This is a genomic window from Microbacterium sp. K27 (assembly GCF_004794435.1).
Classification (GTDB): domain Bacteria; phylum Actinomycetota; class Actinomycetes; order Actinomycetales; family Microbacteriaceae; genus Microbacterium; species Microbacterium maritypicum_A.
Window position 1 is genome coordinate 124,358 of sequence record NZ_SSDK01000033.1, and the last position, 24,743, is coordinate 149,100.

Consider the following 24,743-nt stretch of genomic DNA (forward strand, 5'->3'; position numbering starts at 1 on the left):
TCATCCGCCCCGACACACCTGATCCCCGTCGAGTCTGCGGGAGCGGGTGCCGTTGGTGGGCCCTCATCACCGGCGCTTCCATCGCGCCTAAACTGTTGACGATGCTTCAGCGCTGTCAGCGCTCATCGCAACAATCCGATTCTACAGGTTCCGCCTGACAGACGGGCCATGCCCGCCGCGTCCCGTGCGGTCCGGAGGACTTATGCCCGAGACGATGATCCCCGCCAGCTCGACGACGCCGGCGGTCCCCGCCCGTTCCTCGTCCTGGGGGCGCGCGTTGACGGTCTTCGCGTGGTTGTCGTTCATCAGCGAGACCATCATCATCGGCACCGGCGGCGCCGTCCGTCTCACCGGATCGGGCCTGGGATGCTCGGACTGGCCCCTGTGCACGCCGGACTCACTGGTGCCGATCCTCGAGGTGCAGGGCATCCACGGGATCATCGAGTTCGGCAACCGTCTGATGACCGGCGTGGTCGGGATCATCGCGCTGGTCGTGGTGCTGCTGGTGCTGCGTCTGTTCAGCGGGAAGCGCGGCCTCGTCAACGCGCTCTGGTTCGCGGCCGGCGGCCTCGTCGCCGCGGGTGTCGCCTACGCCATCGCCGCTCCGTTCCACATCCCCGCCTTCCCGATCGCCTCCGGTGTCCTGCTCATCGCGGTCATCGCCGCGGCTGTCCGATCCGTGCGCACGACTCCCGCGAGACGGGACCTCGTCCTGCTCGCCTGGCTCACGCTGATCGGCGTGGTCGCGCAGGCGCTCGTCGGCGGCATCACGGTCCTCACCGGACTCAACCCGTTCATCGTGGGCTTCCACTACACCTCGTCGCTGCTGCTCGTGTGCATCACCGCGGCCTTCCTCGTGCGGTTGAAGACCTCCCCCGGACCGCGCGAGCGTGCGGTGCCCTCCTGGTTCGCCGTCGTCACGCACGTGACCGGCCTGGCTCTGGCCGTCACGATCGTCTTCGGCGTGCTGACCACCGGTTCCGGCCCGCACTCGGGCGACGCCGATGTGCTGCGTCACGGGTTCGACGCGACCGTGCTGGCACACGTGCACTCGTGGCCGGGCTACATCCTGGCGGCGCTAGTGCTGTTCCTCACGGTCGCGGCGTGGGTGCTGCGACTCGAGCCGCGCCGGTGGCTGCTCGTCCTCGTCCTCGCGATCCTCGTGCAGGTCGGCGTCGGCGTCTGGCAGGCCAGAGAGGGCCTCCCGCCTCTCCTCGTCGGCATCCACATGGTCTTGGCCTCGCTCTCCGCCGCGACCTACACCGTGGTCGTGCTGCACCTCAAGCGCACAGCCGCAGCCGCGGACTGACCCCGCACAGGCGATCCACAGGCGGCGCATCGTCGACTCATCAGGATGTCGGCGATGATGGTCCGCATGAACAAGTCACTCACACGAAGCATCGGATTCTGGCTCCTCCTGGTCGTGTCCCTCGCCACGACGGCGGTCGGCGCCTGGCTGATCTCCGGTCAGATCGGCACGATGACGACCACGCTGCTCGATGGCACCGCCACCGGCGTCGAGGTATACGTCGGTCAGTCGCTCGTCGTGGTGGGTGCCGGCGTGCTCGCAGCCGGAATCGTCGGCATCCTGCTGACCCTCGGACTCGTCGCTGCACGTTCACTCGTCCCCACGCCCGCCCCGGCCGTCGTCGAAGCGATCGACTGGACCGTCGAGACCGACGAGACGCCCGCCCCCGTCGCGGTCGCCCCAGCGGTCGACACCACGCCGTCGACCGACGCCACTCCTGTGTCCGAGGACGTGGCGACCGACGCCGTTCCCGAGACCGCGGCCACGAACGACACGGCCCCGAATGACGCGGCCACGAACGGCGCGCCCGCGATCGACGCCGAGCCGGACAGCACTCCGCCGATCACCCGCTGATCGTCGGAACGGATGACGACGGAGCGGCGCCGAGGAATTCCTCGGCGCCGCTCCGTCGTCTCAGACGTAAACCGGGTCAGAACGGCAGCAGCGGGTCGACCGCAACCGCCACGAAGATCAGCGTGAGGTAAGTGATCGACGCGTGGAAGACGCGCATCGGACGCGGTTCGGTTCCGTGGACCGCACGGTTGTAGAGGCGGTGCGACTCGTAGATGAACCATCCGCCGAACACCGTGGCAGACACGGTGTACACCAGCCCCATGTTCGCGATCGGGATGAGGAGAAGCGAGCAGGCGACGGTGGCCCACGCGTAGAGGATGACCTGGAGGCCGACCTGCGAGGCGTTGCGCGTGACGCCCAGCATCGGAACGTCGACGTCTTCGTAGTCGTCCTTGTACTTCATCGACAGCGGCCAGTAGTGCGGCGGCGTCCACAGGAAGACGAGGAGGAACAGGATGAACGCCGGCCAGTCGAGCGAACCGGTGACCGCGGACCATCCGATGAGCACCGGGAAGCAACCGGCGATCCCGCCCCAGATGATGTTCTGCTCGGTGCGGCGCTTGAGGATCATCGTGTAGATCACGACGTAGAAGAAGATGGCCGTCGCCGAGAGGGCCGCCGTGAGCCAGTTCGTCGTGACGAGGAGCCAGACGGTCGAGGCGACGGCGAGCGTCCACGAGAAGACCAGGGCGCCGCGCGGGCTGACCTCGCCGGTCACCAGCGGGCGGTTCTCGGTGCGGTGCATGTGCGCATCGATGTCGCGGTCGAGGTACATGTTGAAGGACGCCGCGGAACCGGCGCTCAGCGAGCCGCCGATGACGGTGGCCAGCACGAGCCACAGGTTCGGGAGTCCGCCCTGCGCCAGGAACATCACCGGCACCGTCGACACGAGCAGCAGCTCGAGGACACGCGGCTTGGTCAGCGTGACGTAGGCCTTCACCGTGCGACCGATGGACGACTTCCTCACGGTCTGATCAGACATCGTCGAGATCTCGATCGCCTCCTCCGCACGTGTGACCGGACAACCTCTCCAGTGTATGACACGGGATGACGTGTTCCGGCTCGCGGGCCCGCGTAGCGCAAGGCACGTCACCGCTATGCTGAAAACACTCGCGCGCCCGGCGATGTGCACACTTCTCCGTGATGATGCGGATGCGCCAGGGAATACGGGCGCCCTCGAAACTGTCGGAAAGGGCATGAACGTGTCGGAATTGCAGTGGGATGAGATCGATCGACGCGCGGTGGACACCGCTCGAATCCTGGCGGCCGATGCCGTGGAGAAGGTCGGTAACGGTCACCCCGGCACAGCCATGAGCCTCGCTCCGGCCGCGTATCTCCTCTACCAGCGGGTGCTGCGTCACGACCCGACCGATGTCGACTGGCTCGGTCGCGACCGGTTCATCCTTTCGGCCGGACACTCCTCCCTCACCCAGTACGTCGAGCTGTACCTCGGCGGCTTCGGTCTCGAACTGGACGACCTCAAGGCGCTGCGCACCTGGGGCTCGCTGACCCCGGGCCACCCGGAGTACGGCCACACCAAGGGCGTCGAGATCACCACCGGCCCGCTCGGTCAGGGCCTCGCTTCCGCCGTGGGCTTCGCGTACGCCGCCCGCTACGAGCGCGGTCTCTTCGACCCCGAGGCTGCGGCCGGCACGAGCCCCTTCGACCACTTCGTGTACGTGATCGCCGGTGACGGCGACCTGCAGGAGGGCGTGACCAGCGAGGCCTCCTCGCTCGCGGGCCACCAGCAGCTCGGCAACCTGATCGCGATCTACGACTCCAACCAGATCTCCATCGAGGACGACACGAACGTCGCCTTCACCGAAGACGTCGCGAAGCGCTACGAGTCCTACGGCTGGCAGGTGCAGGTCGTCGACTGGAAGAAGACCGGCGAATACGTCGAAGACGTCGCCGAGCTGTTCGCTGCGATCGAAGCCGCCAAGGGCGAGACCTCGAAGCCGTCGCTGATCATCCTCAAGACCATCATCGGCTGGCCGTCGCCTGGCAAGCAGAACTCCGGCAAGATCCACGGCTCCGCTCTCGGCGCCGACGAGCTCGCCGCGACCAAGAAGGTGCTCGGCTTCGACCCCGAGCAGAACTTCGTTGTCGCTGATGACGTGCTCGCACACACCCGTGGACTCGCAGCTCGCGCCGCCGATGTCCGTGCCGCCTGGCAGGAGTCGTTCGATGCCTGGGCCGCCGCGAACCCCGAGAAGAAGGCCCTGCTCGACCGCCTGGAGGCGCACGAGCTGCCTGGCGACATCACGAGCGCGCTGCCCGTCTTCGAAGCCGGCAAGGAGGTGTCGACCCGCGCCGCGTCCGGCCAGGTCATCAACGCCCTCGCTGCCGAGCTCCCCGAGCTGTGGGGCGGTTCGGCCGACCTCGCCGAGTCGAACCTCACCACGATCAAGGGCGCGCCCTCGTTCATCCCGGCGGAGTGGTCGACCCACGAGTGGTCGGGCAACCCCTACGGTCGAGTGCTCCACTTCGGCATCCGCGAGCATGCCATGGGCGCGATCATCAACGGCATCGTGCTCCACGGCCCGACGCGCGCCTTCGGCGGGACCTTCCTGATCTTCAGCGACTACATGCGCCCGCCCGTGCGTCTCGCGGCGCTCATGAACGTGCCCAGCATCTTCGTCTGGACCCACGACTCGGTCGCCCTCGGCGAAGACGGTCCGACCCACCAGCCCGTCGAGCAGCTCGCGACGCTCCGCGCGATCCCGAATTTCACGGTCGTGCGCCCCGCGGACGCGAACGAGACGGCAGCGACGTGGCTGGAGATCCTCCGCCGCCACGAAGGACCCGCCGGCATCGCCCTGACTCGCCAGAACATCCCGGTGTTCGAACGCGGCGAGGGCGCAGCCTCCGGCGACACCTTCGCCTCGGCTGTCAACGCCGCCAAGGGCGCCTACGTCCTCGCTGAAGCACCCAACGGCACCCCGGACGTCATCATCGTGGCCACCGGCTCGGAGGTGCAGCTCGCGGTGAACGCCCGCGAGGCACTCGCTGCGGAAGGCGTGAACGTGCGGGTCGTCTCCGCTCCGTCGTTGGAGTGGTTCGACGAGCAGGATGCGGAGTACCGCGAGAGCGTGCTTCCCGCCTCCGTCACCGCCCGTGTCTCGGTCGAGGCGGGATCCGTGCTCAGCTGGCGCGGCATCGTCGGCGACCGCGGCCGTTCGGTCGGCATCGACCACTTCGGCGCCTCCGCCGACTACAAGACCCTCTTCGAGAAGTTCGGCATCACCACCGAGGCCGTCATCGCGGCCGCCCGCGAGACCATCGCGGCCAACAGCACCAAGGAGAACGCATGAGCACCCCCACCGCACAGCTCGCCGCCGCCGGCGTCAGCATCTGGCTCGACGACCTCTCCCGCACGCGCATCTCCTCGGGTAACCTCGCCGACCTGATCTCGTCGCGCAACGTCGTGGGCGTGACGACCAACCCGACGATCTTCGCGAACGCGATCACCGACAAGAACGACACGTCGTACGACGCTCAGGTCACCGAGCTCGCCGCCTCCGGCGCCACTGCGGAGGAAGCGGTCTTCGCCGCGACCACCCAGGACGTCGCTGCCGCCCTCGACGTGTTCCGCCCGGTCTGGGAGGCATCGAACCACGTCGACGGCCGCGTCTCCATCGAGGTCTCCCCCGACCTGGCGCATGACACCGCCGGCACCGTGGCACAGGCCAAGGAGCTGTGGTCCAAGGTCGACCGCCCGAACCTGCTCGTCAAGATCCCGGCGACCAAGGCCGGTCTCCCCGCCATCGCCGAGGCGATCGGGGCGGGCATCAGCGTCAACGTCACGCTGATCTTCAGCCTGGAGCGCTACGCCGAGGTCATCGAGGCATACCTGACCGGCCTCGAGACCGCCAAGGCCGCGGGCATCGATCTGTCGACGATCCACTCCGTCGCCTCGTTCTTCGTGTCGCGCGTCGACACCGAGACCGACAAGCGCCTCACCGCGATCGGCACGGAGGCCGCAGAGGCCCTCAAGAGCAAGGCTGGGCTCGCCAACGCACGCCTCGCCTACGAGTTGTTCGAGAAGACGTTCGCCGGCGAGCGTGCCACGGCTCTCCTCGACGCGGGCGCGAACCTGCAGCGTCCGCTGTGGGCGTCCACCGGCGTCAAGGACCCGGCCCTGCCCGACACGCTCTACGTCACCGAGCTCGTCGCCCAGGGTGTCGTCAACACGATGCCCGAGAAGACGCTCGAGGCCACGTTCGACCACGGTGTCGTCACGGGCGACACCATCACCGGTGGCTACGAAGAGGCCCGCGCCGTGTTCGCCGGGCTCGCCGAGGTCGGCATCGACTTCGCCGATGTCACCCAGGTGCTGGAAAACGAGGGTGTATCGAAGTTCATCGACTCGTGGCACGATCTGCTGACGCAGGTCGCCGAAGGACTGGAGTCGCAGCGATGACGTTCTCGATCCACGCATCCGGCGCGCCCCGCGCCGCGATCGATGAGACGGTACCCAGCCTCGTCCATGATCTGATCGCCTCGCGCATCACCGGCGGAGACGCGACTCTCTGGGGCCCCTCGGCCGAAGCCGAGGCCTCCGTGCGCCTCGGATGGGTGGAGGCCGTCTCGGTCTCCCGTCCGCTCGTCGCCGAGATCGTCGCCCTGCGCGCCGATCTCGAGGCCAAGGGCGTCACCCGCGTCGTGCTGGCGGGCATGGGCGGTTCGTCGCTCGCGCCCGAGGTCATCGCGCAGACCGCGGGCGTCCCCCTCACGATCCTCGACTCCACGGCTCCGGGACAGGTGCTCGCCGCTCTTGACGAGGGCCTCGCCGACACCGTGCTCGTCGTCTCGTCGAAGTCCGGCTCCACGGTCGAGACCGACTCGCAGCGGCGCACGTTCGAGGCGGCGTTCCGCGACCTCGGCATCGACCCCGTCGAGCGCATCGTGGTCGTCACCGATCCCGGCTCACCGCTCGACGCCTCGGCTCGCGAGGCGGGTTACCGCGTCTTCAACGCGGACCCGAACGTCGGCGGACGCTACTCGGCGCTCACCGCCTTCGGCCTGGTGCCGTCCGGGCTCGCGGGAGTCGACATCGATGAGCTGCTGAACGAGGCCGAGGCCTCGCTGCTCGAGGTCGCCGTCGACTCGGCCGAGAATCCCGCCCTGCGCCTGGGCGCGGCGATCGCCGCGACGAACCCCCGCCGCGACAAGCTCGGGCTGATCACCGACGGCACGCACATCAAGGGTCTCCCGGACTGGATCGAGCAGCTCATCGCCGAATCCACCGGCAAGGAGGGCACGGGCATCCTCCCGGTCGTCCTGCTCCCGGTCTCCCCCGAGCTCGATCCCGTGCCCGCCGACCTGCAGATCGTCCGACTGGTCGATGACGCCAACGAGTTCCACCTGCACGAGCGTCACGAGGGCGAGATCCTCGTCAGCGGAACGCTGGGCGCCCAGCTGATCGTGTGGGAGTACGCCACGGCGATCGCCGGACATCTGCTGCACATCAACCCGTTCGACCAGCCCGACGTCGAGTCGGCCAAGGTCGCTGCTCGCGGCCTCCTCGACGCGCGTCCGGAGCCGACCGCTCCCGCATTCGTCGAGAACGGCGTCGAGGTCCGCGTGTCGGATCCGGCTCTCGCCGTGTCCGGCAACGTCGAGGGCGTGCTCGATGCTCTCTGGGCCCAGCTTCCGGCAGACGGCTACGTGTCGATCCAGGCCTACGTCAACCGTCTCGAGGTGCCGCAGCTCCAGGGCCTGCGCGAGCTGGTCGCGGCAGACTCCGGAAGACCCACCACGTTCGGATGGGGGCCGCGGTTCCTGCACTCGACCGGCCAGTATCACAAGGGCGGCCCCGCGCAGGGCGTGTTCCTGCAGATCCTGGAGCGCACCGAGGTCGACCTCGAGATCCCGGACCGTCCCTTCACCTTCGGGCAGCTCATCCAGGCCCAGGCCGCCGGTGACGCTGCTGTGCTCGCCGAGCACGGCCGCCCCGTCGTCACGCTGACGATCACGGAGTCCTCCGACGACGTGCTCGCCCTCTTCGAAGCCGCACAGAAGTAACAGCAGGAGAATCCCCCACCGATGTCTGTTCCCATCTCGCGCGGGCACAACCCGCTGCGTGACCCCGATGACCGCCGTCTCAACAGGATCGCCGGGCCCAGCGCCCTGGTGATCTTCGGCGTCACCGGAGACCTGTCACGCAAGAAGCTGATGCCCGCGGTCTACGACCTCGCGAACCGCGGCCTTCTCCCTCCCGGGTTCGCCCTGGTCGGATTCGCCCGCCGAGACTGGGAGGACCAGGACTTCGCGCAGGTCGTCTACGATGCGGTCAAGGAGCACGCTCGCACGCCGTTCCGTGAGGAGACGTGGACCCAGCTGCTGCAGGGCATCCGGTTCGTCTCAGGTGAGTTCGACAATCCGGACTCGTTCCGCAAGCTCCGCGAGACCATCGAGAAGCTCGATGTCGAACGCGGAACGATGGGCAACCATGCGTTCTACCTGTCGATCCCGCCCAAGGACTTCCCGCTGGTCGCCAAGCAGCTGAAGGACTCCGGCCTCGTCGGCGAGAACAGCGACGACGACGAGCGCTGGCGCCGTGTCGTGATCGAGAAGCCCTTCGGGCACGACCTCGAATCGGCGCGCGCACTCAACGCCGCGCTCGAGGTGGCCTTCCCGGCCGACTCGATCTTCCGCATCGATCACTACCTCGGCAAGGAGACGGTCCAGAACATCCTGGCGCTGCGCTTCGCGAACGAGCTGTACGAGCCGATCTGGAACCGCAACTACGTCGACCACGTGCAGATCACCATGGCCGAGGACATCGGTGTGGGTGGACGCGCGGGCTACTACGACGGCATCGGCGCGGCACGCGACGTGATCCAGAATCACCTTCTGCAGCTGCTGGCCCTCACCGCGATGGAAGAGCCGATCAGTCTCTCGGCGGAGCACCTGCGCGCCGAGAAGGAGAAGGTCCTCGCCGCAGTCCACGTTCCGGACGACCTTTCCCTCGCGACCGCGCGCGGTCAGTACGCGGGTGGGTGGCAGGGCGGCGAGAAGGTCACCGGTTTCCTGGAAGAGGAGGGGATGAACCCCGAGTCCACCACGGAGACGTATGCCGCGATCAAGCTCGAGATCGATACGCGCCGCTGGGCGGACGTGCCGTTCTATCTGCGCACGGGCAAGCGCCTCGGACGGCGCGTGACCGAGATCGCCGTCGTCTTCAAGCGCGCACCGCAGCACCTCTTCGGGCGCGGCAACGCCTCGGAGCTCGGACAGAACGCTCTGGTCATCCGCGTGCAGCCGGATGAGGGCGTGACGATCCGCTTCGGCTCCAAGGTGCCGGGCAACGGCACGAACGTGCGCGACGTGACCATGGACTTCGGATACGGTCACGCCTTCACCGAGGCGAGCCCCGAGGCCTACGAACGCCTGATCCTCGACGTCCTCCTGGGCGATCCGCCGCTGTTCCCGCGGCACGAGGAGGTCGAGCTCTCCTGGAAGATCCTCGACCCCGTGGAGAAGTACTGGGCAGCCGAGGGCGGTCCGGTCGAGCAGTACGCGCCCGGCTCGTGGGGACCGGCATCCGCCGACGACCTGCTGGCCCGCGATGGACGAGTCTGGAGACGCCCGTGATCATCGACCTTCCCGACACCACCGTCAGCCAGGTCGCGAAGCAGCTGGTCAAGGTGCGCGAAGAGGGCGGCGCCGTTGCCCTCGGGCGTGTGCTCACCCTTGTGATCGCCGCACGCAACGGCGTCGCCGAAGCGGCGATCGACGCGGCGAACGACGCCTCACGAGAGCACCCGATGCGCGTGATCGTGATCACGACGGGCGAGGGCGACTCTCGTCTCGACGCGCAGATCCGCGTCGGCGGAGACGCCGGCGCCAGCGAGGTCGTGGTCCTCCGCGCCTTCGGGGACGCCGCCAGCAACGAGGAGAGCCTGATCACCGGACTCCTGCTGCCGGATGCTCCCGTGGTCGCCTGGTGGCCCGAAGCCGCCCCCGTGGCACCCGCCCAGTCACCCCTGGGCAAGATCGCCCAGCGCCGCATCACCGATGCCGCGACGGCGACCGACGTCCGCGACCGGCTCGCCCTGCTCGGCGAGACCCACGCCCCTGGCGACACCGATCTGGCGTGGACCCGTCTGACCCATTGGCGCGAACAGCTCGCGGCCGTGCTCGACCAACCGCCGTACGAGCCGATCACCGGCGTCGAGGTGCGCGGAGCCGCGGCATCGCCGTCGACCGCTCTGCTGGCCGCCTGGCTGCAGATGGCCCTCGACGTTCCGGTGCGCTGGTCGTACGAAGACCCCGAGCACTGGGCGGAGGGCATCAAATCGGTGCGCCTGACTCGCGAGTCCGGGGACATCCTCCTGGAGCGTCCGACTCCCGGCGTGGCCGTGCTCACGCAGCCCGGGCAGCCGAACCACGATCTGCACCTGCCGCGACGCACTCTTCGCGAGTGCCTGGCGGAGGAGCTGCGTCGACTCGACCCCGACGTCCTGTACGGTCGAGTCATCACCGAGGGCTGGGAGAAGTTGGGTCCGCCCGAGACAGGAGAGTGACGTCGATGACGACATCGTCCGCCGAGAAGCGGGTCGTGGTGGAAGCCACGCCTGCCGCCCTCGCCACCCGTGTGGCCGACCGATTCCTCACGCGGGTGCGCGCGCGCACCCGCAACGGTCGGATCGCACACATCGCCCTCACCGGTGGTTCGATGGGTGGAGCGGTGCTGCGTGCGGCGTCCGAGCACCCGCGGGCGACGGAGATCGACTGGTCACTCGTGCATTTCTGGTGGGGTGACGAGAGGTTCGTGCCGCGCGACGACGTCGACCGCAACTCGCTGCAGTCACGACAGGCCCTCCTCGATCACATCCCGGTGCCCGTCGAGAACGTGCATGAGGTCGCGGGGCCAGACAGCGGTCTGACATTGGACGAATCCGCGGCGGCCTACGCCGCCGAACTCGCGCGGTTCGGCACCGAGGAGCATGCCTGGCCCTCGTTCGCCGTGTGCTTCCTCGGCGTCGGTCCCGACGGCCACATCGCGTCGCTCTTCCCCGATCGGGAAGAGGTCACGGTGACGGATGCGGCCGTCCTCGCCGTCCGCGACTCACCGAAGCCGCCGCCCGAGCGCGTCACGCTGACCCGCCCCGTGCTCAACTCGTCGAAGCGCGTGTGGCTCGTGCTGACGGGTGCGGACAAGGCATCAGCCCTGGGGCTCGCTCTCGCGGGAGCGAGCTACACGAGCGTGCCCGCTGCCGGGGCCAAGGGGCGCAAGCGCACGGTGTTCTTCGTGGACGAGGCTGCGGCCGCCGAGGTGTCGGTCGACCTGATCGATCAGGCGTACTGAGTCCGTATCGCCACGGGCGACCGGCACACCTCCACGGACGAGCGGAGCGGCGCTAGGGCCGGTCAGCGGAGCCGTCGTACGGCGGCGGAGTCTCCGGGCTCACCGACCCGCTCGAGCGCTCAGGCGCAGCCGTGGAGGAGGAACTCGATGATGCTGCGCCCTCCGTCCCGCCCTGCCCAGCTCCGCCCGGGGTGCTGCCACCCGGGGTGCTGCCGCGTTGGATGCCCAAGTCCTGGCTGTCGCTGAGCACCTGAGGATGGTAGCGGGCCAGGCCGACCACACCCCACACGGCGATGGCTCCGGCGACCGCGAAGATCACGAGCACCCACCACGGTGCCGCAGCGGCCTCGCCCAGCACGACCATGCCGATGAGCACCGCGACGAGAGGGTCGACGACCGTGAGCCCGGCGATCACGAGGTCGGGTGGACCTGAGCTGTACGCCGTCTGCACGAAGTACGCACCGACCGCGGCTGCCGAGACGAGCGCGAGCACGCAGATGCCGGTGATCCACTCGAACTGACCTGCTTCGATGCGCTTGATGACCACCTTCGCGAGCGTGGCGACGAATCCGTAGAGGATGCCGGCGCCGATCACGTAGAAGAGCGCCCGCATGCGATGGCGCAGGATGAGCCAGCACGCGCCGAGCACGATGATCACGACCAGGAGGAGCGCCAGGATCACGAACAGCTCGCGATCGGTGACGTCCTGCTCGGTCGCGTAGATCGCCGCGAAGAAGACGAAGAGGAAGATGCCGCCCACACAGGCCACGATCGCGGTGAGCGACTGCTTGGTGGGCGAATGACCGGAGACGCGGGCGTTGAGCAGAGTGGTGATGACGAGCGCGATGGCGCCCAGCGGCTGCACCACGATGAGCGGTGCCTTCACGAGCGCGGCGAGCTGGCAGATCACGGCGAGCCCGAGCATGAGTGTGCCGATGAGCCATGATGGGCGGGTGAGAAGCCGTTTGAGCTGATCGAAGCTCAAGCCCGACGCGCCGTTGGCACCGCTGAGACGCTCGACCTTCTCGACCCCGCGGTGCTGGTACTGCGCTCCGAGCGACATGAAGACGGCACCGGCGAGAGCGAGGGGGATTCCGAGCAGAAGGCCCGGGTTCTGGAAGGCGCCGACGAGCTGATCGCCGACATCCTCGACCGCGTTCATCCATACCCCGGCATTCACAGTACGACCCTACCTGCCGACTGCCGCCGACTAGGGTTGTGACGTGGCTGTACTTCCGATTCGCATCATGGGCGACCCCGTCCTGCACTCCCCTGCTTCCCCCGTCGACGAGATCACGGAGGACATCCGCACCCTCGTGGCCGACATGTTCGAGACCATGGACACGGCGCCTGGAGTCGGCCTCGCCGCTCCACAGGTGGGCGTTCCCCTGCGGATCTACACCTACGCGTACGTCGATGACGACGACCAGCCCTGGCGTGGCGTTCTCATCAACCCCGTGCTCTGGATGGTGCCCCTCGAGCCCGGCGATCCGGACCCCGACCTCGAGTCCGAAGGCTGCCTCTCCTTCCCGGGCGAGCGGTTCCCGCTGCGGCGGTCGGAGCGGGTCCACGTGACGGCGACCGACCTGGAAGGCCAGCCGGTCTCGATCGACGTCGACGGCTGGCGCGCACGCATCATGCAGCATGAGTTCGATCATCTCGACGGCATCCTCTACGTCGATCGCCTCTCCGACGGCGATTGGAAGACAGCCCAGAAGGTCGCCCGCAAGCGCGGTTGGGGCCGCCCTGGATCGAGCTGGATGCCCGGCGTCGACGACCTCGAAGGCTGAACCGCTCTCAGCCGAACCACAGGCTCCTCGAAGTTGCATCACAGACTCGCGAACGGCTAGCGTGTTCGCGGCGGGGGCTTTTCGCATGCCTCCACATCACGCTTCGGAGGGGAACCAATCATGATGAAGATGCGCACGCGACGCGCTCTGATGCTCGCAGGATCCGCAGTGGCACTCTCAGTCGCCCTGAGCGGCTGCAGTGCTCTCAACAGCCTTCTCGGCAGCGGCTCCGGCGACGCCAACCGCGATGAGGAGACCGGCCAGGTCACGGAGAGCGCGAACGTCGGCGTCTTCTCGGTGAAGCTGGGCGACTGCATGCTCGACACCGGCTCCGGCATGCTCACGGACGCCAACGTCCTCCCGTGCACCGACCCGCACGACCAGGAGGTGTACTACGAGATCACCATGCCCGACGGCGAGTTCTCCGACTCCGACGTCGACGCGGCGACGCAGGAGTGCATCGGCGATGCCTACACGACCTTCGTCGGTGTGGCCTACCAGGACTCGGCCCTCGACGTCACCACGCTCGTTCCCACCAAGGACTCCTGGGAGCAGAACAACGACCGCGTGATCCAGTGCATCATCTTCGATCCGGCCGGACAGACCACCGGATCGCTGGCCGGCGCCGCACGCTGACCGACAGCCATCAAGGAGGGTCTCGCCAATCGGCGGGGCCCTCCTTCGTGCACGCGCGCATCAGTCGTCAGAGGCACGTATCGCGAGCCAGGCGGCCACCCGATCATCGGGATCGGCGAATGACAGCCCGATCAGGTCTTCGATCCGTCGGATGCGCGCTGCCAGAGTCTGCCGGTGAATCCGCAACCGCGTGGCGCTCTCGCCCCAGGCGCCGTTCGTGGCGAGGAACACGCGCAGGGTCTCGATGAGCTCGCTCCGCTGCTCGGCGGCCCTCAGCGGATCGAGAAGCCGCGCGATCCTCTGCGTCTGGTCCGCATCCAACTGCCCGAGCACGAACGACACCGTCGGGATCGACGCGTAGCGGACGACGCGCTCCCCTCCCGCGCGAGCCGTCTCGCAGGCTTGACGGGCTTCATCGACACTGCGGGCGAGCGCATCCGTCGTGGCGGGCCGACCGAGCCCGAGATAGAGCGTCGAGGCGAAGGACCGCGCCCGATGCGCAATCTCCTCCGCATGTTCCTCGCGCACGACGCCGCGGATCAGACCACGCTGCGCGGCGAAGACATGCTCCGCCCCGAGCTCATCCAGCCACAGCGCCAGCAGATGCTCCACGTCCACGCCACTGGTGCGCGAGGTCAGGACGAATCCCACCAGGCTTCGTTCGTGCACGCCCCAGCGACGCAGGAGACGCGTCGCCTCCTCCCCTCCCTCGAGCACGGTCTCCAGCATCATGGATCGGCCGAGACGCTCGAGGTGGCTGCTGTCCCGCGTGCGCATCAGAAGATCGAGCAGTGCCGCGGCCTGCGAGCTGAGCTCCCTCCCCCGACCCGAGCTGTCGTTGCGGGGTGCGGTGACGAGTTGAGCGGTGATGTCCTGCCCCGGGCCGACCGGATGCACCTGGAGCGCGCGATGGCGCACGCGAACCGGGCGCCCCACGGCGACCGCCACGGCGTCGTCGATGTGCAGGCTTCCCGCTCCCGCCGTCGTGATCACCTCCCCGTGGCGGTCGAGGAGCACCGCCCATCCGTCGATCCGATGCGCGAGCTCGGCGATGACCCCCGTGATGCCGCTGCGGCGTGCGGCCAGGGTCAGCACCCGCATCGCCGAGGTGATCGCTCGGGCCTCGGCTGCCTGGTCGACGGCGAGCAGGGCCGTCAGCATCGGCGTCAGCAGCTCGCCCGACGTTCCTGCCCCGACGATCGCCGTGATGCCTCCGTCCTCGAGCAGACGTCGGAAAGAGGGCGTGTCCGCATCCGTCACGACGACCACGTCCCGGAGCAGGGCGACCCGCTCCGCATCGTCGGCGAGCCGGTCCAGTTGCCAAGCGTCGACGGTGACGAGAGTGGTGAAGAGACTGTCGGTCGGGGCGCCGAACACTTCGAGCGCGACGACGGAATTCACATGTCGCGAACTCGGAACGCGCCCGTGCAGCAGCTCCCCTTGGAGGTATCGCGCCACGGAGGCGACATCACGAGCCACCTCCTGATCATACAAAGTGTGAAAACGTTCTCTGCAATCCACATATTTGTCGGATGCCTGCGGTCCCGCACTCTCCTAGCATCGTCGGCAGCCCCCTCCACCCGAAGGATGTCATGAAAGCTGTTGTCTTCCGCGATCCGCAGTCCCCGATCGAGTTCGTCGACGTCGACCTCGCCCCGCCGCGTGCAGGTGAGGTTCGAGTACGCATCGCCGCTGCCGGCGTGTGCCACTCCGACCTCCACGTCAAGCGCGGCGAATGGGATGCGGCCGCTCCCCTGGTCATGGGACACGAGGGTTCCGGTGTCGTGACCGAACTCGGTGAAGGTGTCACCACACTGGCCGTCGGCGATCACGTCGTCCTGAGCTGGGTGCCGCCGTGCGGTGAGTGCCGCTACTGTCGCGCCGGCCACGAGGCCCGCTGCCAGAAGGTCGCGACCGTGGTCGCTCCCCTCGGCGTGCTGTTCGACGGCACCTCGCGCCTCAGCCTCGACGGCGAACCGCTGCACCACTATCTCGGAGTCTCCTCGTTCGCGGAGGAGGTCGTCGTTCCCGCCTCGGGGGCCGTCAAGGTCCGTGACGATGCGCCGCTCGATGTCATCGCCGTCGTCGGCTGCGCGGTGGCCACGGGCGTCGGCGCCGTTCTCAACACGGCGGCGGTCGAGCCCGGTTCCACCGTCGTCGTGATCGGCTGCGGCGGCGTCGGCCTCAATGTCGTGCAGGGCGCGCGCCTGGCCGGCGCCGAACGCATCATCGCGATCGACGTGCGTCCGGAGAAGACGCAGATGGCGCTGCAGTTCGGCGCGACGGATCGCATCGATGCCTCGCTGGGCGACCCCGTCGCCCAGCTGCGCGAACTCATCCCGGACGGCGTGGACTACGCGTTCGACGCGATCGGCCGCACATCGACGACCGAGCAGTCGATCCAGATGCTCGGCCTCGGCGGTGCCGCCGTGATCGTCGGCCTCCCTCCCACGGGAGCCCGTGCCTCGTTCGAACCCCTCGTCCTCGCCGAGGCCGACCAGCGCATCCTGGGATCGAACTACGGCTCCGTGCGTCCCTCGATCGATGTCCCGGCGCTGGTGGACCGCTACATGGACGGCCAGCTCAAGATCGATCCGCTCATCTCCGGTCGACGTCCGCTCGCCGAGGCCGCTGCGGCGCTCGACGATCTCGAGACCGGCTCCGCGCTCCGCACGCTTCTCATCCCCTGACCGCACGCCACCCGCAGCCTCCACCCCATCCCCGGAAACCCGAATCCAGGAGAACCATGTCAGACACCGTCGTCGCCCCACCCGGCACGCCCACCGATGCCGGTCTTCGCACCGGCGTCATGAGCGGACCGGAACTCGCCGCCCAGGCCATCGCGAACATCGCCCCCAGCGCCGTCATCGCGTTCACCGCTGCGGCTATCTTCCTCGGTGCCGGCAACGGCACCATCTACGCCTTCGCACTCGCGACCATCGTCATCCTGTGCGTCGGCTACTGCGTTGTCGTGTTCGCCCGCAAGCACGCCTCTGCGGGATCGCTCTACACCTATGTCTCCAAGGGGCTCGGTCCGTTCGGCGCATTCCTCGCCGGCGTCACACTGCTGATCGGCTGCTTCGGCATCGCTGCGGCTTCGCTCAGCGGCTCCGTCAGCTACATGGCGCAGTTCCTCACCATGCTGGGCCTCCCCGCCCAGGGCCTCGGGTGGGACATCGGCCTCGCCGTCGTCCTCGGCGGCCTGGCGACGCTGTTCACGATCCGCGGGATCCGCCTGTCCGCCCGGGTCTCGCTCGTGCTGGAGCTCGTCTCGGTGGGAATCATCCTCGTTCTCCTGATCGCCGCGCTCGTGTGGGCCGGCCCCGCCGCGTGGGACCCCGCGCAGGTGCTCGCTTCCGGATCGTCGTTCCAGGGGGTCGCGTCCGGCATGGTCCTCGGCATCCTCGGCTTCGTCGGCTTCTCCTCCGCCGACGCGCTCGGTCGCGAGGCCAAGGAGCCGTACAAGGCCATCCCCCGCGCGATCATGTGGAGCGCCCTCGGTGTGGGGGTGCTGTACGTGTTCGCCGCCTACACCCAGATCACGGTACTCGGTGACGACCTCGCCACCTCGTCCAGTCCCCTGGAGAGCATGTCCGCACTGATCGGGATGCCCGGCTGGTTCGCGGCCGTGCTCACGTTCGGTGTCTCCGCGTCGTTCTTCGCCGTGGTCGTCGCTCCGCTCAACGTGATCGGTCGCATCGTGTACGTGATGGGCAAGGAGGGCGTCGTCGCCGAACGATTCGGACGCACCCACGAGCAGCATCTGACGCCTCACCGCGTCCTGATCATCGCCGGCGCTGCAGCCGTGGCAGTGGACATCGTGCTGCTGCTCTCGGGCGCGGCGACCGGCGAGATCCTCGTCTGGGTGAACACCTGGGGCACCTACGGCTACATGGTCGCCTACGCACTCGTCGCGATCGCCTGTGTCGTCTACACGCAGCGCGCGAAGATGCGCAATGGACTCGTGAAGGTCTGCGCGACGGTCGCCGTCGTCACCATGGCCTACGTCTTCTTCGCGAACGTCTGGCCGGTACCGGTCTTCCCCTACAACGTGATCCCCTACGTGTTCCTCGTGACGGTCGCCCTGGCCCTCACCCGGTACGCCTACCTGGCCCGCCGTCGGCCCGACGTCATCGCCCGCATCGGCAACACCGAGACGAGCGCGATGGAGGGCGTCGGCTGATCCGACCTCCTCGGACGAGAAGAGCCCCTTCCGATGAAGGGGCTCTTCTCGTCCCTCGGCTGATCGACGTCGGCTCTTCGACGGCGCCTGCTCGACGGCGCCTGCTCGACGGTGCCTGCTCGACGGTGCCTGCTCGACGGTGCCTGCTCGACGGTGCCCGCTCGACGGTGCCCGCTCGGTGCACGGGAAAACGAGAGAAGCCCCCTCCGTGGAGGGGGCTTCTCTCGTTGGCTCCCCGGCTTGGACTCGAACCAAGAACCTGCCGGTTAACAGCCGGCTGCTCTGCCAATTGAGCTACCGAGGAATGTGCACCGCTGAGCGGGCAACTCGACAAGCTTAGCAAACTCCCGGACCTGTTCACGACACCGGGGCACCGTTCGCGGATGCCGGGCGTGTCGGGGTCAGTGGCGCGAATCCGCCTCCGCGTTCGGCACCCACAGCAGGTCCTTGCCCACGCCGCGCGCGACGACATGTCCGTTGCGGAGCATGAGCGTCTCGGCGTTCAGCTCGCGGATGAAGTCGGCGTCATTGGTGACGAGGAGAGCGGCCATCGACTGCTCCTTGCGACGACGGGTGATCGCATCGAACACGACCGGCCGCACCTCGAGGTCGAGATTCGCGAGCACCTCGTCGGCGATGAGCACCTTCGGCTCCAGGACGAACGACCGCGCGATCGCCACGCGCTGACGCATGCCCGCACTGAGCTCGTAGGGGAACTTCGCGGCTGTTCCGAGAGGAAGGTGCAGCTCGTCGAGCAGAGTGGCGACGCGGATCGAGAGCGCCTTCGTGTTCACCCGCCGCTCGCGCATGAGGATGGGCTCCGCGATCACCTCGTTCACGGTGAGTCGCGGCGGCAGATCGGCGCCGGCGCCCTGCGGTACGAATCCGGTGCGGTAGGTGAGGATCCGATGCTTGCGACCCGGGCGACGCACATCCACCCCGCACACCTCGGCGCGCCCGCCGACGACCTTGACCGAGGGATCGGTGGAACCGGCGAGAGCGGCGACCAATGTCGATTTGCCCGAACCCGTGGGGCCCGCGACGCAGATGAGTCCGCCCGGGGCAAGGGAGAAGGTGACGCCGTCGACGGCCCGAGTCGGGATCCCGTGGCCGATGCGGTCGATCACCAGATCGGAGCAATCGATCGCGTTCGTGGATACGGGCCTGCGGGACATGACTCCATCCTGCCCTCTGGGCGATGCCGGTACGCGTTACGACTCGGCGAAGCGCTGACGCTCTGCGTCGATGTCGCGCAGACGCATCCGCAGCGCGCGACCACCGTCGGAATCGGCGGGCACGCGCTGCACCGCACCGAGGAGCTCCTGCTTCTCGTGCTCGAGCTGGCGGAGCACGAGCCTGCGGGCGAGGTCGGCCACGGTGGCGACGGCCCGCTCTTCCGTCCGCTCCGGGAACGGCGTCATCAGCAGCTCCCCCGCGAGCGAGCGGTAGGGCTCGCGGACGCCGTTCACGGCCTCGGTCACCCAGCCGGCCCTGGTGCGGTCGGGAGCCGTGGCGACGGCCTCGCGCACGGCATCCAGTGCCGGGGTGCGGAACGGCGCCTCCAGAGCCCTGTTGAGGAGGGCCTGATCGACCTGATGCCCGTACTGCAGGGCTCCCATCAGCGCATCGCGTTCGACCGCGACGTCGGGGCTGCGGGGCAGGGTCGCGAGAGTGACCGGAGCGACGAGGGGAGCGCCGGTCACCGAGTCGATCTGCGGAGCCTCCCGACGCACCTGATGCGGTGCAGGTCCCCCACGAGCCGCGCGTTCGACTTCACTGCGCACCTCGGTGGGATCCATCCCGAGCCGACGCGCCAGCACACGCTCGTATCCCGGCCGGAGGAGCTGGTCACGGATCTCGGCCACGATCGGAGCGGCGGCCCGCAGAGCCCCGACCCGACCCTCTACCGTCGAGAGGTCGAAGCCACTCAGCTTGCGGTCGATCGCGAACTCGAACATCGGCTGCTTCGCGTCCATCAGTCCGCGAACCGCGGCGTCTCCGCGCTGAAGACGCAGATCGCACGGGTCGAGGCCGTCGGGCGCGACGGCGACGAAGGTCTGCGCGTTGAAACGGTCGTCCTCCGTGAAGGCACGCAGCGCGGCCTTCTGCCCCGCCTCGTCACCGTCGAACGTGAAGACGACCTCACCGGATGCGTTGTCGTCACCCATCACCCGGCGCAGCACCTTGATGTGATCGGTGCCGAAGGCCGTGCCACATGTCGCGATCGCCGTCGTGAGACCGGCGAGGTGACAGGCCATCACGTCGGTGTATCCCTCGACCACGACCACACGGCGAGGGTCGCCGCGAGCGATGTCGCGCTTGGCGAGGTCGAGTCCGTACAGCACCTGCGCCTTCTTGTAGATGGGCGTCTCCGGGGTGTTCAGGTACTTGGGTCCCTGGTCGTCGTCGAAGAGCTTGCGCGCGCCGAATCCGATGGTCTGCCCCGAGACATCCCGGATCGGCCACACCAGACGCCCGCGGAAGCGGTCGTAGACCCCGCGCTGCCCCGTGGAGACGAGACCCGCATTGCTCAGCTCCTCACGGGTGAACCCCTGTGCGGTCAGCGCCTTGAGCATCCCGTCCCACCCGCGCGGAGCGAAGCCGACTCCGAAATGCGCCGCAGCTCCGGCGTCGAATCCTCTCTCACCGAGAAAGCGCCGTCCTGCCTCCGCATCGGGGGTGAGCAGCTGCGCACGGAAGAACTCCGCCGCCGCGGTGTTCGCCGCGTACAGCCGGCTGCGGCCGCTCGTCTCGGGGGCTGCTCCCCCGTCTTCATAGTGCAGTGTGTACCCGATACGCCCGGCGAGACGCTCGACCGCTTCCGTGAAGCTGACGTGATCCATCTCCCGCAGGAAGGAGTAGACGTCCCCCGACTCCCCGCATCCGAAGCAGTGGTAGTACCCCACCTGCTGGCGCACATGGAAGCTCGGGCTCTTCTCATCGTGGAAAGGACACAGCCCCTTGAGCGACCCGACACCCGCCGACTTGAGAGCGACACGCTCCCCGATGATGTCGGCGATGTTCGTACGCGCCTTCACCTCATCGACATCGGCCTGCCGGATCCGCGGCATCAGTGCGCCCTTTCGGCGACGGGCAGCCGCTCGGCGTGCGCCTGGGCTCCAGGGCGGGCGTGACGGGGAGTCCAGATCCCGACCTCGGCCGGATCGATCTCGCCGACGAGGCGGTTGTGCCAGTCGATCGCGCTCTGGTCGGTGAGGCTCGCGATCTGGTCCACCACGACTCTGGCGCGTTCGGCGTCGTTCTCCGCCGCGACGAAGTCCGCGGCGAACGCGGGCTCGAGCACATCGGACCCGGCGGACCACAGCGCGTCGGTCGACCAGAGGGCGTCGGCGAGTCTCTTCAGCACCCGCCGCTGCTCCTTGTAGACGCCCTTGCGGGCTTCGATCGTGACGATCGCCTGCCCCATGATGCCCTTGAGCACGGCGATCTCGACCTCGATCACTCGCGGGACGACGACATGGGCGTTGTAGCGGACGAGTGCTGTCGTGCCGTAGGCCTCCGTGGTCGCGGAGACCGAGGCTCGGGCGAAGCGTCCGATCAGATCGCTCGTGAGGTTCTTGAGACGGGCCAGTGCCTGGCGAGAGCGGTCGAAGGACGAGAGCCACATCGGCTGCGACGCGAGGCGGTAGAGCGCATCGGCGAGTTCATCGCGAGTGAAGTCGTATCCCACCCACTGCTGGATCCGTCCGACGAGAGCGTCGTGCTGACGGGGATCGGCGAGCTGAGCGACGTCGACATAGCCGTTCACGATGGCGTCCTCGAAGTCGTGGACCGAGTACGCGATATCGTCGGAGAGATCCATGATCTCGGCTTCGATGCAGCGGAGACGCCCCGGCGCCCCTTCGCGCATCCAACGGAAGACAGCCTCGTCCTCGGGGTACACCCCGAACTTCAGCCGACCACCCGGGTCCGGCACCGGACTGTCGACCGTCCACGGGTACTTGCACGTGGCGTCGAGGCTGGCACGGGTCAGATTCAACCCCACGGAACGGTCGTCGTCGTCGAGGACCTTCGCCTCCAGCCGCGAGAGGATGCGCAGGGACTGGGCGTTCCCCTCGAAGCCCCCGATGGGCTCTGCCCACTCGTTGAGAGCTCGTTCGCCGTTGTGACCGAAGGGAGGATGCCCCAGGTCGTGGCTCAGGCACGCCGTGTCGACGACATCCGCCGAGACGCCGAGGGCGACAGCGAGCTCGCGCCCGACCTGAGCCACCTCGAGGGAATGCGTCAGCCGGTTGCGGGCGAAATCCGCGGTGCTGGCGGGACTGAGCACCTGCGTCTTCGCGGCGAGTCGGCGCAGCGCGGCGGAGTGCAGAACACGGGCACGATCGCGAGCGAAATCGTTGCGCTCGGAACGATGGGTTTCGGCGAAGAAGCGTTCGGCGTCTCGCGCGTCGTAGCCGTCGGCGCGCAGGCCTGCCTTGGGGTCAACCGCCACTGTTCTCGATCTCCGCTCCACGCATCATCTCCGAGGTGTCGGATGCGATCTCCCGCGACTCCAACCACTTCTCCGGCAGGGCGGTGCGCTTCGGGTGTCCCGCTCGACCGCGCTGCCCCTCGGCGTCCGCACCGGGATAGGGCGCCGTGTGATCGAGCCGGCCGAGGAGGTCGTCGATCTCGGCGAGGCTGGATGCCGTGGCGAGTCCGGTGCGGATGTCGCCCCCGACCGGGTAGCCCTTGAAGTACCAGGACACGTGCTTGCGGATATCCCGGCACCCGCGGTCCTCATCCTCGAAGAACTCGACCAGCAGCTCGGCGTGGCGACGGAAGGCGTTCGCGACGAAGCCGAGTGTCGCATCGACGGTCTTCCCCTCCCCACCGAAGGCCGTGGCCAGCTCGCCGAACAGCCACGGGCGTCCGAGGCAGCCACGCCCGACCACGACACCGTCGCAGTCGGTCTGCGCCATCATGCGCACGGCGTCGTCGGCCGACCAGATATCGCCGTTGCCGAGCACCGGGATGCTCGTGACCGCCTGCTTCAGCTCGCCGATCGCGTTCCAGTCCGCGAACCCCGAGTAGAACTCGCCAGCGGTCCTGGCGTGCAGCGCGACCGCGGCCGCCCCTGCATCTTCAGCCGCTCGCCCGGCATCGAGGAAGGTGAGGTGGTCTTTATCGATGCCCTTGCGCATCTTCACCGTGAGCGGGATGTCGCCTGCGGCTTTCACCGCCTGGTCGACGATGTCGGCGAACAGCTTCGACTTCCACGGCAGCGCCGCTCCCCCGCCGCGGCGCGTGACCTTCGGCACCGGGCACCCGAAGTTGAGGTCGATGTGGTCGGCGTGGTCCTCGGCGACGATGATGCGGACGGCCTCGGCGATGGTCTTCGGGTCGACGCCGTACAGCTGGATGGACCGCGGCGTCTCCGACTCGTGGTGGCGGATCAGTCGCATGGTGGTCTCGTTGCGCTCGACGAGAGCGCGCGAGGTGATCATCTCGCTGACGTACAGCCCGGCGCCGTACTCACGACACAGTCGCCGGAAGGCGGTGTTGGTGATCCCCGCCATGGGTGCGAGGACGACCGGCACGTCGAGATCGATCGGACCGATGCGAAGGGGGCGGGCAGGTGCGGTGGCGAGAGTCATGTCCCCTCTATTCTCCCAGACGCGGAGCCCACGGGGATGCGGCGATCTAAGCTGTGAATATGACCGAATCCGCGCTCCGCACGATCCCGTTCACCGACGCGAAGGGCGAGGAGAAGACGCTCGACGATCTCGGTGCCGACGTGGTGCTGGTCGTGAACGTCGCCTCCAAGTGCGGCCTGACGCCGCAGTACGAGCAGCTCGAGGAGCTGCAGCGTCTGTACGGCGACCGCGGGTTCACGGTTGTCGGCTTCCCGTGCAACCAGTTCTTCGGCCAGGAGCCCGGCTCGGTGGACGACATCCTCGAGTTCTGCTCGACGACGTACGGCGTCACGTTCCCGGTCAACGACAAGGTCAAGGTGAACGGCAAGAACGCCGCGGAGCTCTACAAGGCACTCAAGGAGACCCCGGACGCCGGCGGAAAAGCCGGACGGGTCGAGTGGAACTTCGAGAAGTTCCTCGTGCTGCCGGATGGGGACGTCCTGCGCTTCCGCCCGAAGCAGAAGCCGGACGCCCCCGAGATCGTCAGCGCCATCGAAGCCGCGCTGACCCGCTAGATCGAGCCGAGCGGTCGGACCGGCGCCGAACGGTCAGACGGCTGCCGTCTCCGTCTCGGCTTCTCCGCGCTTCGACCAGAGGTCGCGGAGGACGTTCTCGAACGCCGCCGGTGGCTGCGCCCCGCTGATGCCGTACTGGCCGTCGACGACGAAGAACGGCACACCCTGGATGCCGTAGGCGCGGGCCTGGGCCTGATCCTGACGAACCGCCGGCAGGTACTGCTCGCTCTCGAGCGCCGCGCGAGCGCGATCTGCGTCGAGGCCGACCTCGGTCGCGAGCTCGACCAGGTCGTCGATACGGCCGACGTGCTTGCCTTCGGTGAAGTAGGCGGACATGAGCCGCTCCTCCAGCTCGTGCTGCAGGCCCTCGGCCTTCGCGAAGTGCAGCAGCTCATGAGCCTTGACCGTGTTGGTGTGCTGCAGCAGGTCGAAGCGGTACTCGAGTCCCGCGTTCGCGGCGACACCGGTCACATTCGACAGCATCTGCTCGACCTGCTCGCGCGGCATTCCCTTGTGCCCGGCGAGGAAGTCGATCTCGTCGCCGTCAAAGTCGACGGGGGTGTCGGGCGAGAGCTCGAAGGAGTGGAAGGTGATGTTGACCTGCGGTGCGTCCTCGTCGGCGGCGACCGCTTCGAGACCCTTCTCGAGGTTGCGCTTGCCGATGTAGCACCAGGGGCAGGCGATGTCGGACCAGATGTCGATGGAGATGGGTTCAGTCACACTCTCATGCAACCGCATGCGCCTATGAGCTATTCCGAGGCAGCCACAGCTCGCGGGTAGGC

The 24,743-nt window shown here is 68.1% G+C and carries 21 protein-coding genes and 1 tRNA gene; 13 read left to right on the forward strand and 9 right to left on the reverse strand.

Annotation, left to right across the window (positions count from 1 at the left end; all coding sequences use genetic code 11):
- Positions 1–202: 202 nt before the first annotated feature.
- Positions 203–1,309, forward strand: a complete 1,107-nt coding sequence (locus tag DW307_RS05945; protein ID WP_021200760.1) for a COX15/CtaA family protein — start codon at positions 203–205, stop codon at positions 1,307–1,309.
- Positions 1,310–1,375: 66 nt separating this feature from the next.
- Positions 1,376–1,882 carry a tetraspanin family protein gene (locus DW307_RS05950; protein ID WP_136024287.1) on the forward strand — a complete coding sequence of 169 codons (507 nt, stop codon included), beginning with the start codon at positions 1,376–1,378 and terminating at the stop codon, positions 1,880–1,882.
- 76 nt (positions 1,883–1,958) lie between these two features.
- Here the strand turns inward: DW307_RS05950 and DW307_RS05955 are convergent, their stop codons facing one another.
- Positions 1,959–2,864: a heme o synthase gene (locus tag DW307_RS05955; protein ID WP_136024288.1), complete on the reverse strand. Its 906-nt coding sequence runs from the start codon at positions 2,862–2,864 to the stop codon at positions 1,959–1,961.
- A 220-nt stretch (positions 2,865–3,084) separates the two neighbouring features.
- On the opposite strand from DW307_RS05955, the gene tkt reads away from it, so the two are divergent.
- From tkt to pgl, 6 genes are read left to right on the forward strand one after another with little or no spacing between them, the layout of a single operon-like run.
- Complete coding sequence (gene tkt, locus DW307_RS05960; RefSeq protein ID WP_031207717.1) at positions 3,085–5,196, forward strand: transketolase; 2,112 nt, start codon at positions 3,085–3,087, stop codon at positions 5,194–5,196.
- Positions 5,193–6,305 (forward strand): transaldolase, encoded by a 1,113-nt coding sequence (gene tal, locus DW307_RS05965; protein ID WP_136024289.1) that lies wholly within the window; start codon positions 5,193–5,195, stop codon positions 6,303–6,305. Before tkt ends, tal begins: the two co-directional genes overlap by 4 nt.
- Positions 6,302–7,909, forward strand: coding sequence for a glucose-6-phosphate isomerase (locus DW307_RS05970; RefSeq protein WP_029265026.1), 1,608 nt, complete (start codon positions 6,302–6,304; stop codon positions 7,907–7,909). Before tal ends, DW307_RS05970 begins: the two co-directional genes overlap by 4 nt.
- 21 nt (positions 7,910–7,930) lie before the next feature.
- Positions 7,931–9,481 carry a glucose-6-phosphate dehydrogenase gene (gene zwf, locus DW307_RS05975; RefSeq protein WP_021200766.1) on the forward strand — a complete coding sequence of 517 codons (1,551 nt, stop codon included), beginning with the start codon at positions 7,931–7,933 and terminating at the stop codon, positions 9,479–9,481.
- Complete coding sequence (locus DW307_RS05980) at positions 9,478–10,413, forward strand: glucose-6-phosphate dehydrogenase assembly protein OpcA (protein WP_029260234.1); 936 nt, start codon at positions 9,478–9,480, stop codon at positions 10,411–10,413. The genes zwf and DW307_RS05980 overlap by 4 nt, the downstream gene beginning before the upstream one ends.
- Before the next feature lie 5 nt (positions 10,414–10,418).
- Positions 10,419–11,198, forward strand: coding sequence for a 6-phosphogluconolactonase (pgl, locus tag DW307_RS05985; RefSeq protein ID WP_029260233.1), 780 nt, complete (start codon positions 10,419–10,421; stop codon positions 11,196–11,198).
- A gap of 52 nt (positions 11,199–11,250) precedes the next feature.
- Here pgl and DW307_RS05990 read toward each other — a convergent pair whose 3' ends face one another.
- Entirely contained in the window at positions 11,251–12,360 is a 1,110-nt protein-coding gene (locus DW307_RS05990) for a DMT family transporter (RefSeq protein ID WP_036330954.1), read from the reverse strand.
- Positions 12,361–12,421: 61 nt separating this feature from the next.
- Here DW307_RS05990 and def point away from each other — a divergent pair, with 61 nt between their 5' ends.
- Both def and DW307_RS06000 read left to right on the forward strand, forming a co-directional pair.
- Positions 12,422–12,988, forward strand: a complete 567-nt coding sequence (def, locus tag DW307_RS05995) for a peptide deformylase (RefSeq protein WP_084487383.1) — start codon at positions 12,422–12,424, stop codon at positions 12,986–12,988.
- 168 nt (positions 12,989–13,156) lie between these two features.
- Complete coding sequence (locus DW307_RS06000; protein ID WP_231479813.1) at positions 13,157–13,624, forward strand: septum formation family protein; 468 nt, start codon at positions 13,157–13,159, stop codon at positions 13,622–13,624.
- Positions 13,625–13,684: 60 nt separating this feature from the next.
- Here DW307_RS06000 and DW307_RS06005 read toward each other — a convergent pair whose 3' ends face one another.
- Complete coding sequence (locus DW307_RS06005) at positions 13,685–15,103, reverse strand: PucR family transcriptional regulator (protein ID WP_136024290.1); 1,419 nt, start codon at positions 15,101–15,103, stop codon at positions 13,685–13,687.
- A 113-nt stretch (positions 15,104–15,216) separates the two neighbouring features.
- Between DW307_RS06005 and DW307_RS06010 the strand changes: the two genes are divergently transcribed.
- Both DW307_RS06010 and DW307_RS06015 read left to right on the forward strand, forming a co-directional pair.
- Positions 15,217–16,314 (forward strand): alcohol dehydrogenase catalytic domain-containing protein, encoded by a 1,098-nt coding sequence (locus tag DW307_RS06010; RefSeq protein ID WP_021200773.1) that lies wholly within the window; start codon positions 15,217–15,219, stop codon positions 16,312–16,314.
- A gap of 56 nt (positions 16,315–16,370) precedes the next feature.
- Positions 16,371–17,807 carry an APC family permease gene (locus DW307_RS06015; RefSeq protein ID WP_136024291.1) on the forward strand — a complete coding sequence of 479 codons (1,437 nt, stop codon included), beginning with the start codon at positions 16,371–16,373 and terminating at the stop codon, positions 17,805–17,807.
- A gap of 228 nt (positions 17,808–18,035) precedes the next feature.
- Here DW307_RS06015 and DW307_RS06020 read toward each other — a convergent pair.
- The 5 genes from DW307_RS06020 to dusB all read right to left on the reverse strand — a co-directional run bounded on the left by DW307_RS06020 (position 18,036) and on the right by dusB (position 23,407).
- A tRNA-Asn gene (locus DW307_RS06020) sits at positions 18,036–18,111 on the reverse strand.
- A gap of 97 nt (positions 18,112–18,208) precedes the next feature.
- Positions 18,209–18,982, reverse strand: a complete 774-nt coding sequence (locus DW307_RS06025) for an ATP-binding cassette domain-containing protein (RefSeq protein ID WP_029265019.1) — start codon at positions 18,980–18,982, stop codon at positions 18,209–18,211.
- Between the two features lie 36 nt (positions 18,983–19,018).
- On the reverse strand, positions 19,019–20,878 hold the full coding sequence (dnaG, locus tag DW307_RS06030) for a DNA primase (RefSeq protein ID WP_136024292.1): 1,860 nt from the start codon (positions 20,876–20,878) through the stop codon (positions 19,019–19,021).
- Positions 20,878–22,263, reverse strand: coding sequence for a deoxyguanosinetriphosphate triphosphohydrolase (locus DW307_RS06035; RefSeq protein ID WP_096359506.1), 1,386 nt, complete (start codon positions 22,261–22,263; stop codon positions 20,878–20,880). Before DW307_RS06035 ends, dnaG begins: the two co-directional genes overlap by 1 nt.
- Positions 22,253–23,407, reverse strand: coding sequence for a tRNA dihydrouridine synthase DusB (gene dusB, locus DW307_RS06040; protein WP_021198588.1), 1,155 nt, complete (start codon positions 23,405–23,407; stop codon positions 22,253–22,255). The genes DW307_RS06035 and dusB overlap by 11 nt, the downstream gene beginning before the upstream one ends.
- 59 nt (positions 23,408–23,466) lie before the next feature.
- Here dusB and DW307_RS06045 point away from each other — a divergent pair, with 59 nt between their 5' ends.
- Positions 23,467–23,961, forward strand: coding sequence for a glutathione peroxidase (locus tag DW307_RS06045; protein ID WP_021198587.1), 495 nt, complete (start codon positions 23,467–23,469; stop codon positions 23,959–23,961).
- A 33-nt stretch (positions 23,962–23,994) separates the two neighbouring features.
- On the opposite strand, the gene DW307_RS06050 is transcribed toward DW307_RS06045, so the two are convergent.
- A complete protein-coding gene (locus tag DW307_RS06050) occupies positions 23,995–24,681 on the reverse strand; it encodes a DsbA family oxidoreductase (protein WP_021198586.1) in 687 nt (228 codons plus the stop codon).
- Positions 24,682–24,743: the final 62 nt, after the last annotated feature.

What these genes read in the sequence shown, in the direction of transcription:
- DW307_RS05945 (WP_021200760.1), top strand. Translation starts at nt 203, where the DNA reads ATGCCCGAGACGATGATCCCCGCCAGCTCGACGACGCCGGCGGTCCCC.
- DW307_RS06010 (WP_021200773.1), top strand. Translation starts at nt 15,217, where the DNA reads ATGAAAGCTGTTGTCTTCCGCGATCCGCAGTCCCCGATCGAGTTCGTC.
- dusB (WP_021198588.1), bottom strand. Translation starts at nt 23,407, where the DNA reads ATGACTCTCGCCACCGCACCTGCCCGCCCCCTTCGCATCGGTCCGATC.
- pgl (WP_029260233.1), top strand. Translation starts at nt 10,419, where the DNA reads ATGACGACATCGTCCGCCGAGAAGCGGGTCGTGGTGGAAGCCACGCCT.
- zwf (WP_021200766.1), top strand. Translation starts at nt 7,931, where the DNA reads ATGTCTGTTCCCATCTCGCGCGGGCACAACCCGCTGCGTGACCCCGAT.
- tal (WP_136024289.1), top strand. Translation starts at nt 5,193, where the DNA reads ATGAGCACCCCCACCGCACAGCTCGCCGCCGCCGGCGTCAGCATCTGG.
- dnaG (WP_136024292.1), bottom strand. Translation starts at nt 20,878, where the DNA reads ATGCCGCGGATCCGGCAGGCCGATGTCGATGAGGTGAAGGCGCGTACG.
- DW307_RS06045 (WP_021198587.1), top strand. Translation starts at nt 23,467, where the DNA reads ATGACCGAATCCGCGCTCCGCACGATCCCGTTCACCGACGCGAAGGGC.
- DW307_RS05970 (WP_029265026.1), top strand. Translation starts at nt 6,302, where the DNA reads ATGACGTTCTCGATCCACGCATCCGGCGCGCCCCGCGCCGCGATCGAT.
- DW307_RS05950 (WP_136024287.1), top strand. Translation starts at nt 1,376, where the DNA reads ATGAACAAGTCACTCACACGAAGCATCGGATTCTGGCTCCTCCTGGTC.
- DW307_RS06025 (WP_029265019.1), bottom strand. Translation starts at nt 18,982, where the DNA reads ATGTCCCGCAGGCCCGTATCCACGAACGCGATCGATTGCTCCGATCTG.
- DW307_RS05955 (WP_136024288.1), bottom strand. Translation starts at nt 2,864, where the DNA reads ATGTCTGATCAGACCGTGAGGAAGTCGTCCATCGGTCGCACGGTGAAG.
- DW307_RS06015 (WP_136024291.1), top strand. Translation starts at nt 16,371, where the DNA reads ATGTCAGACACCGTCGTCGCCCCACCCGGCACGCCCACCGATGCCGGT.
- DW307_RS05990 (WP_036330954.1), bottom strand. Translation starts at nt 12,360, where the DNA reads ATGAACGCGGTCGAGGATGTCGGCGATCAGCTCGTCGGCGCCTTCCAG.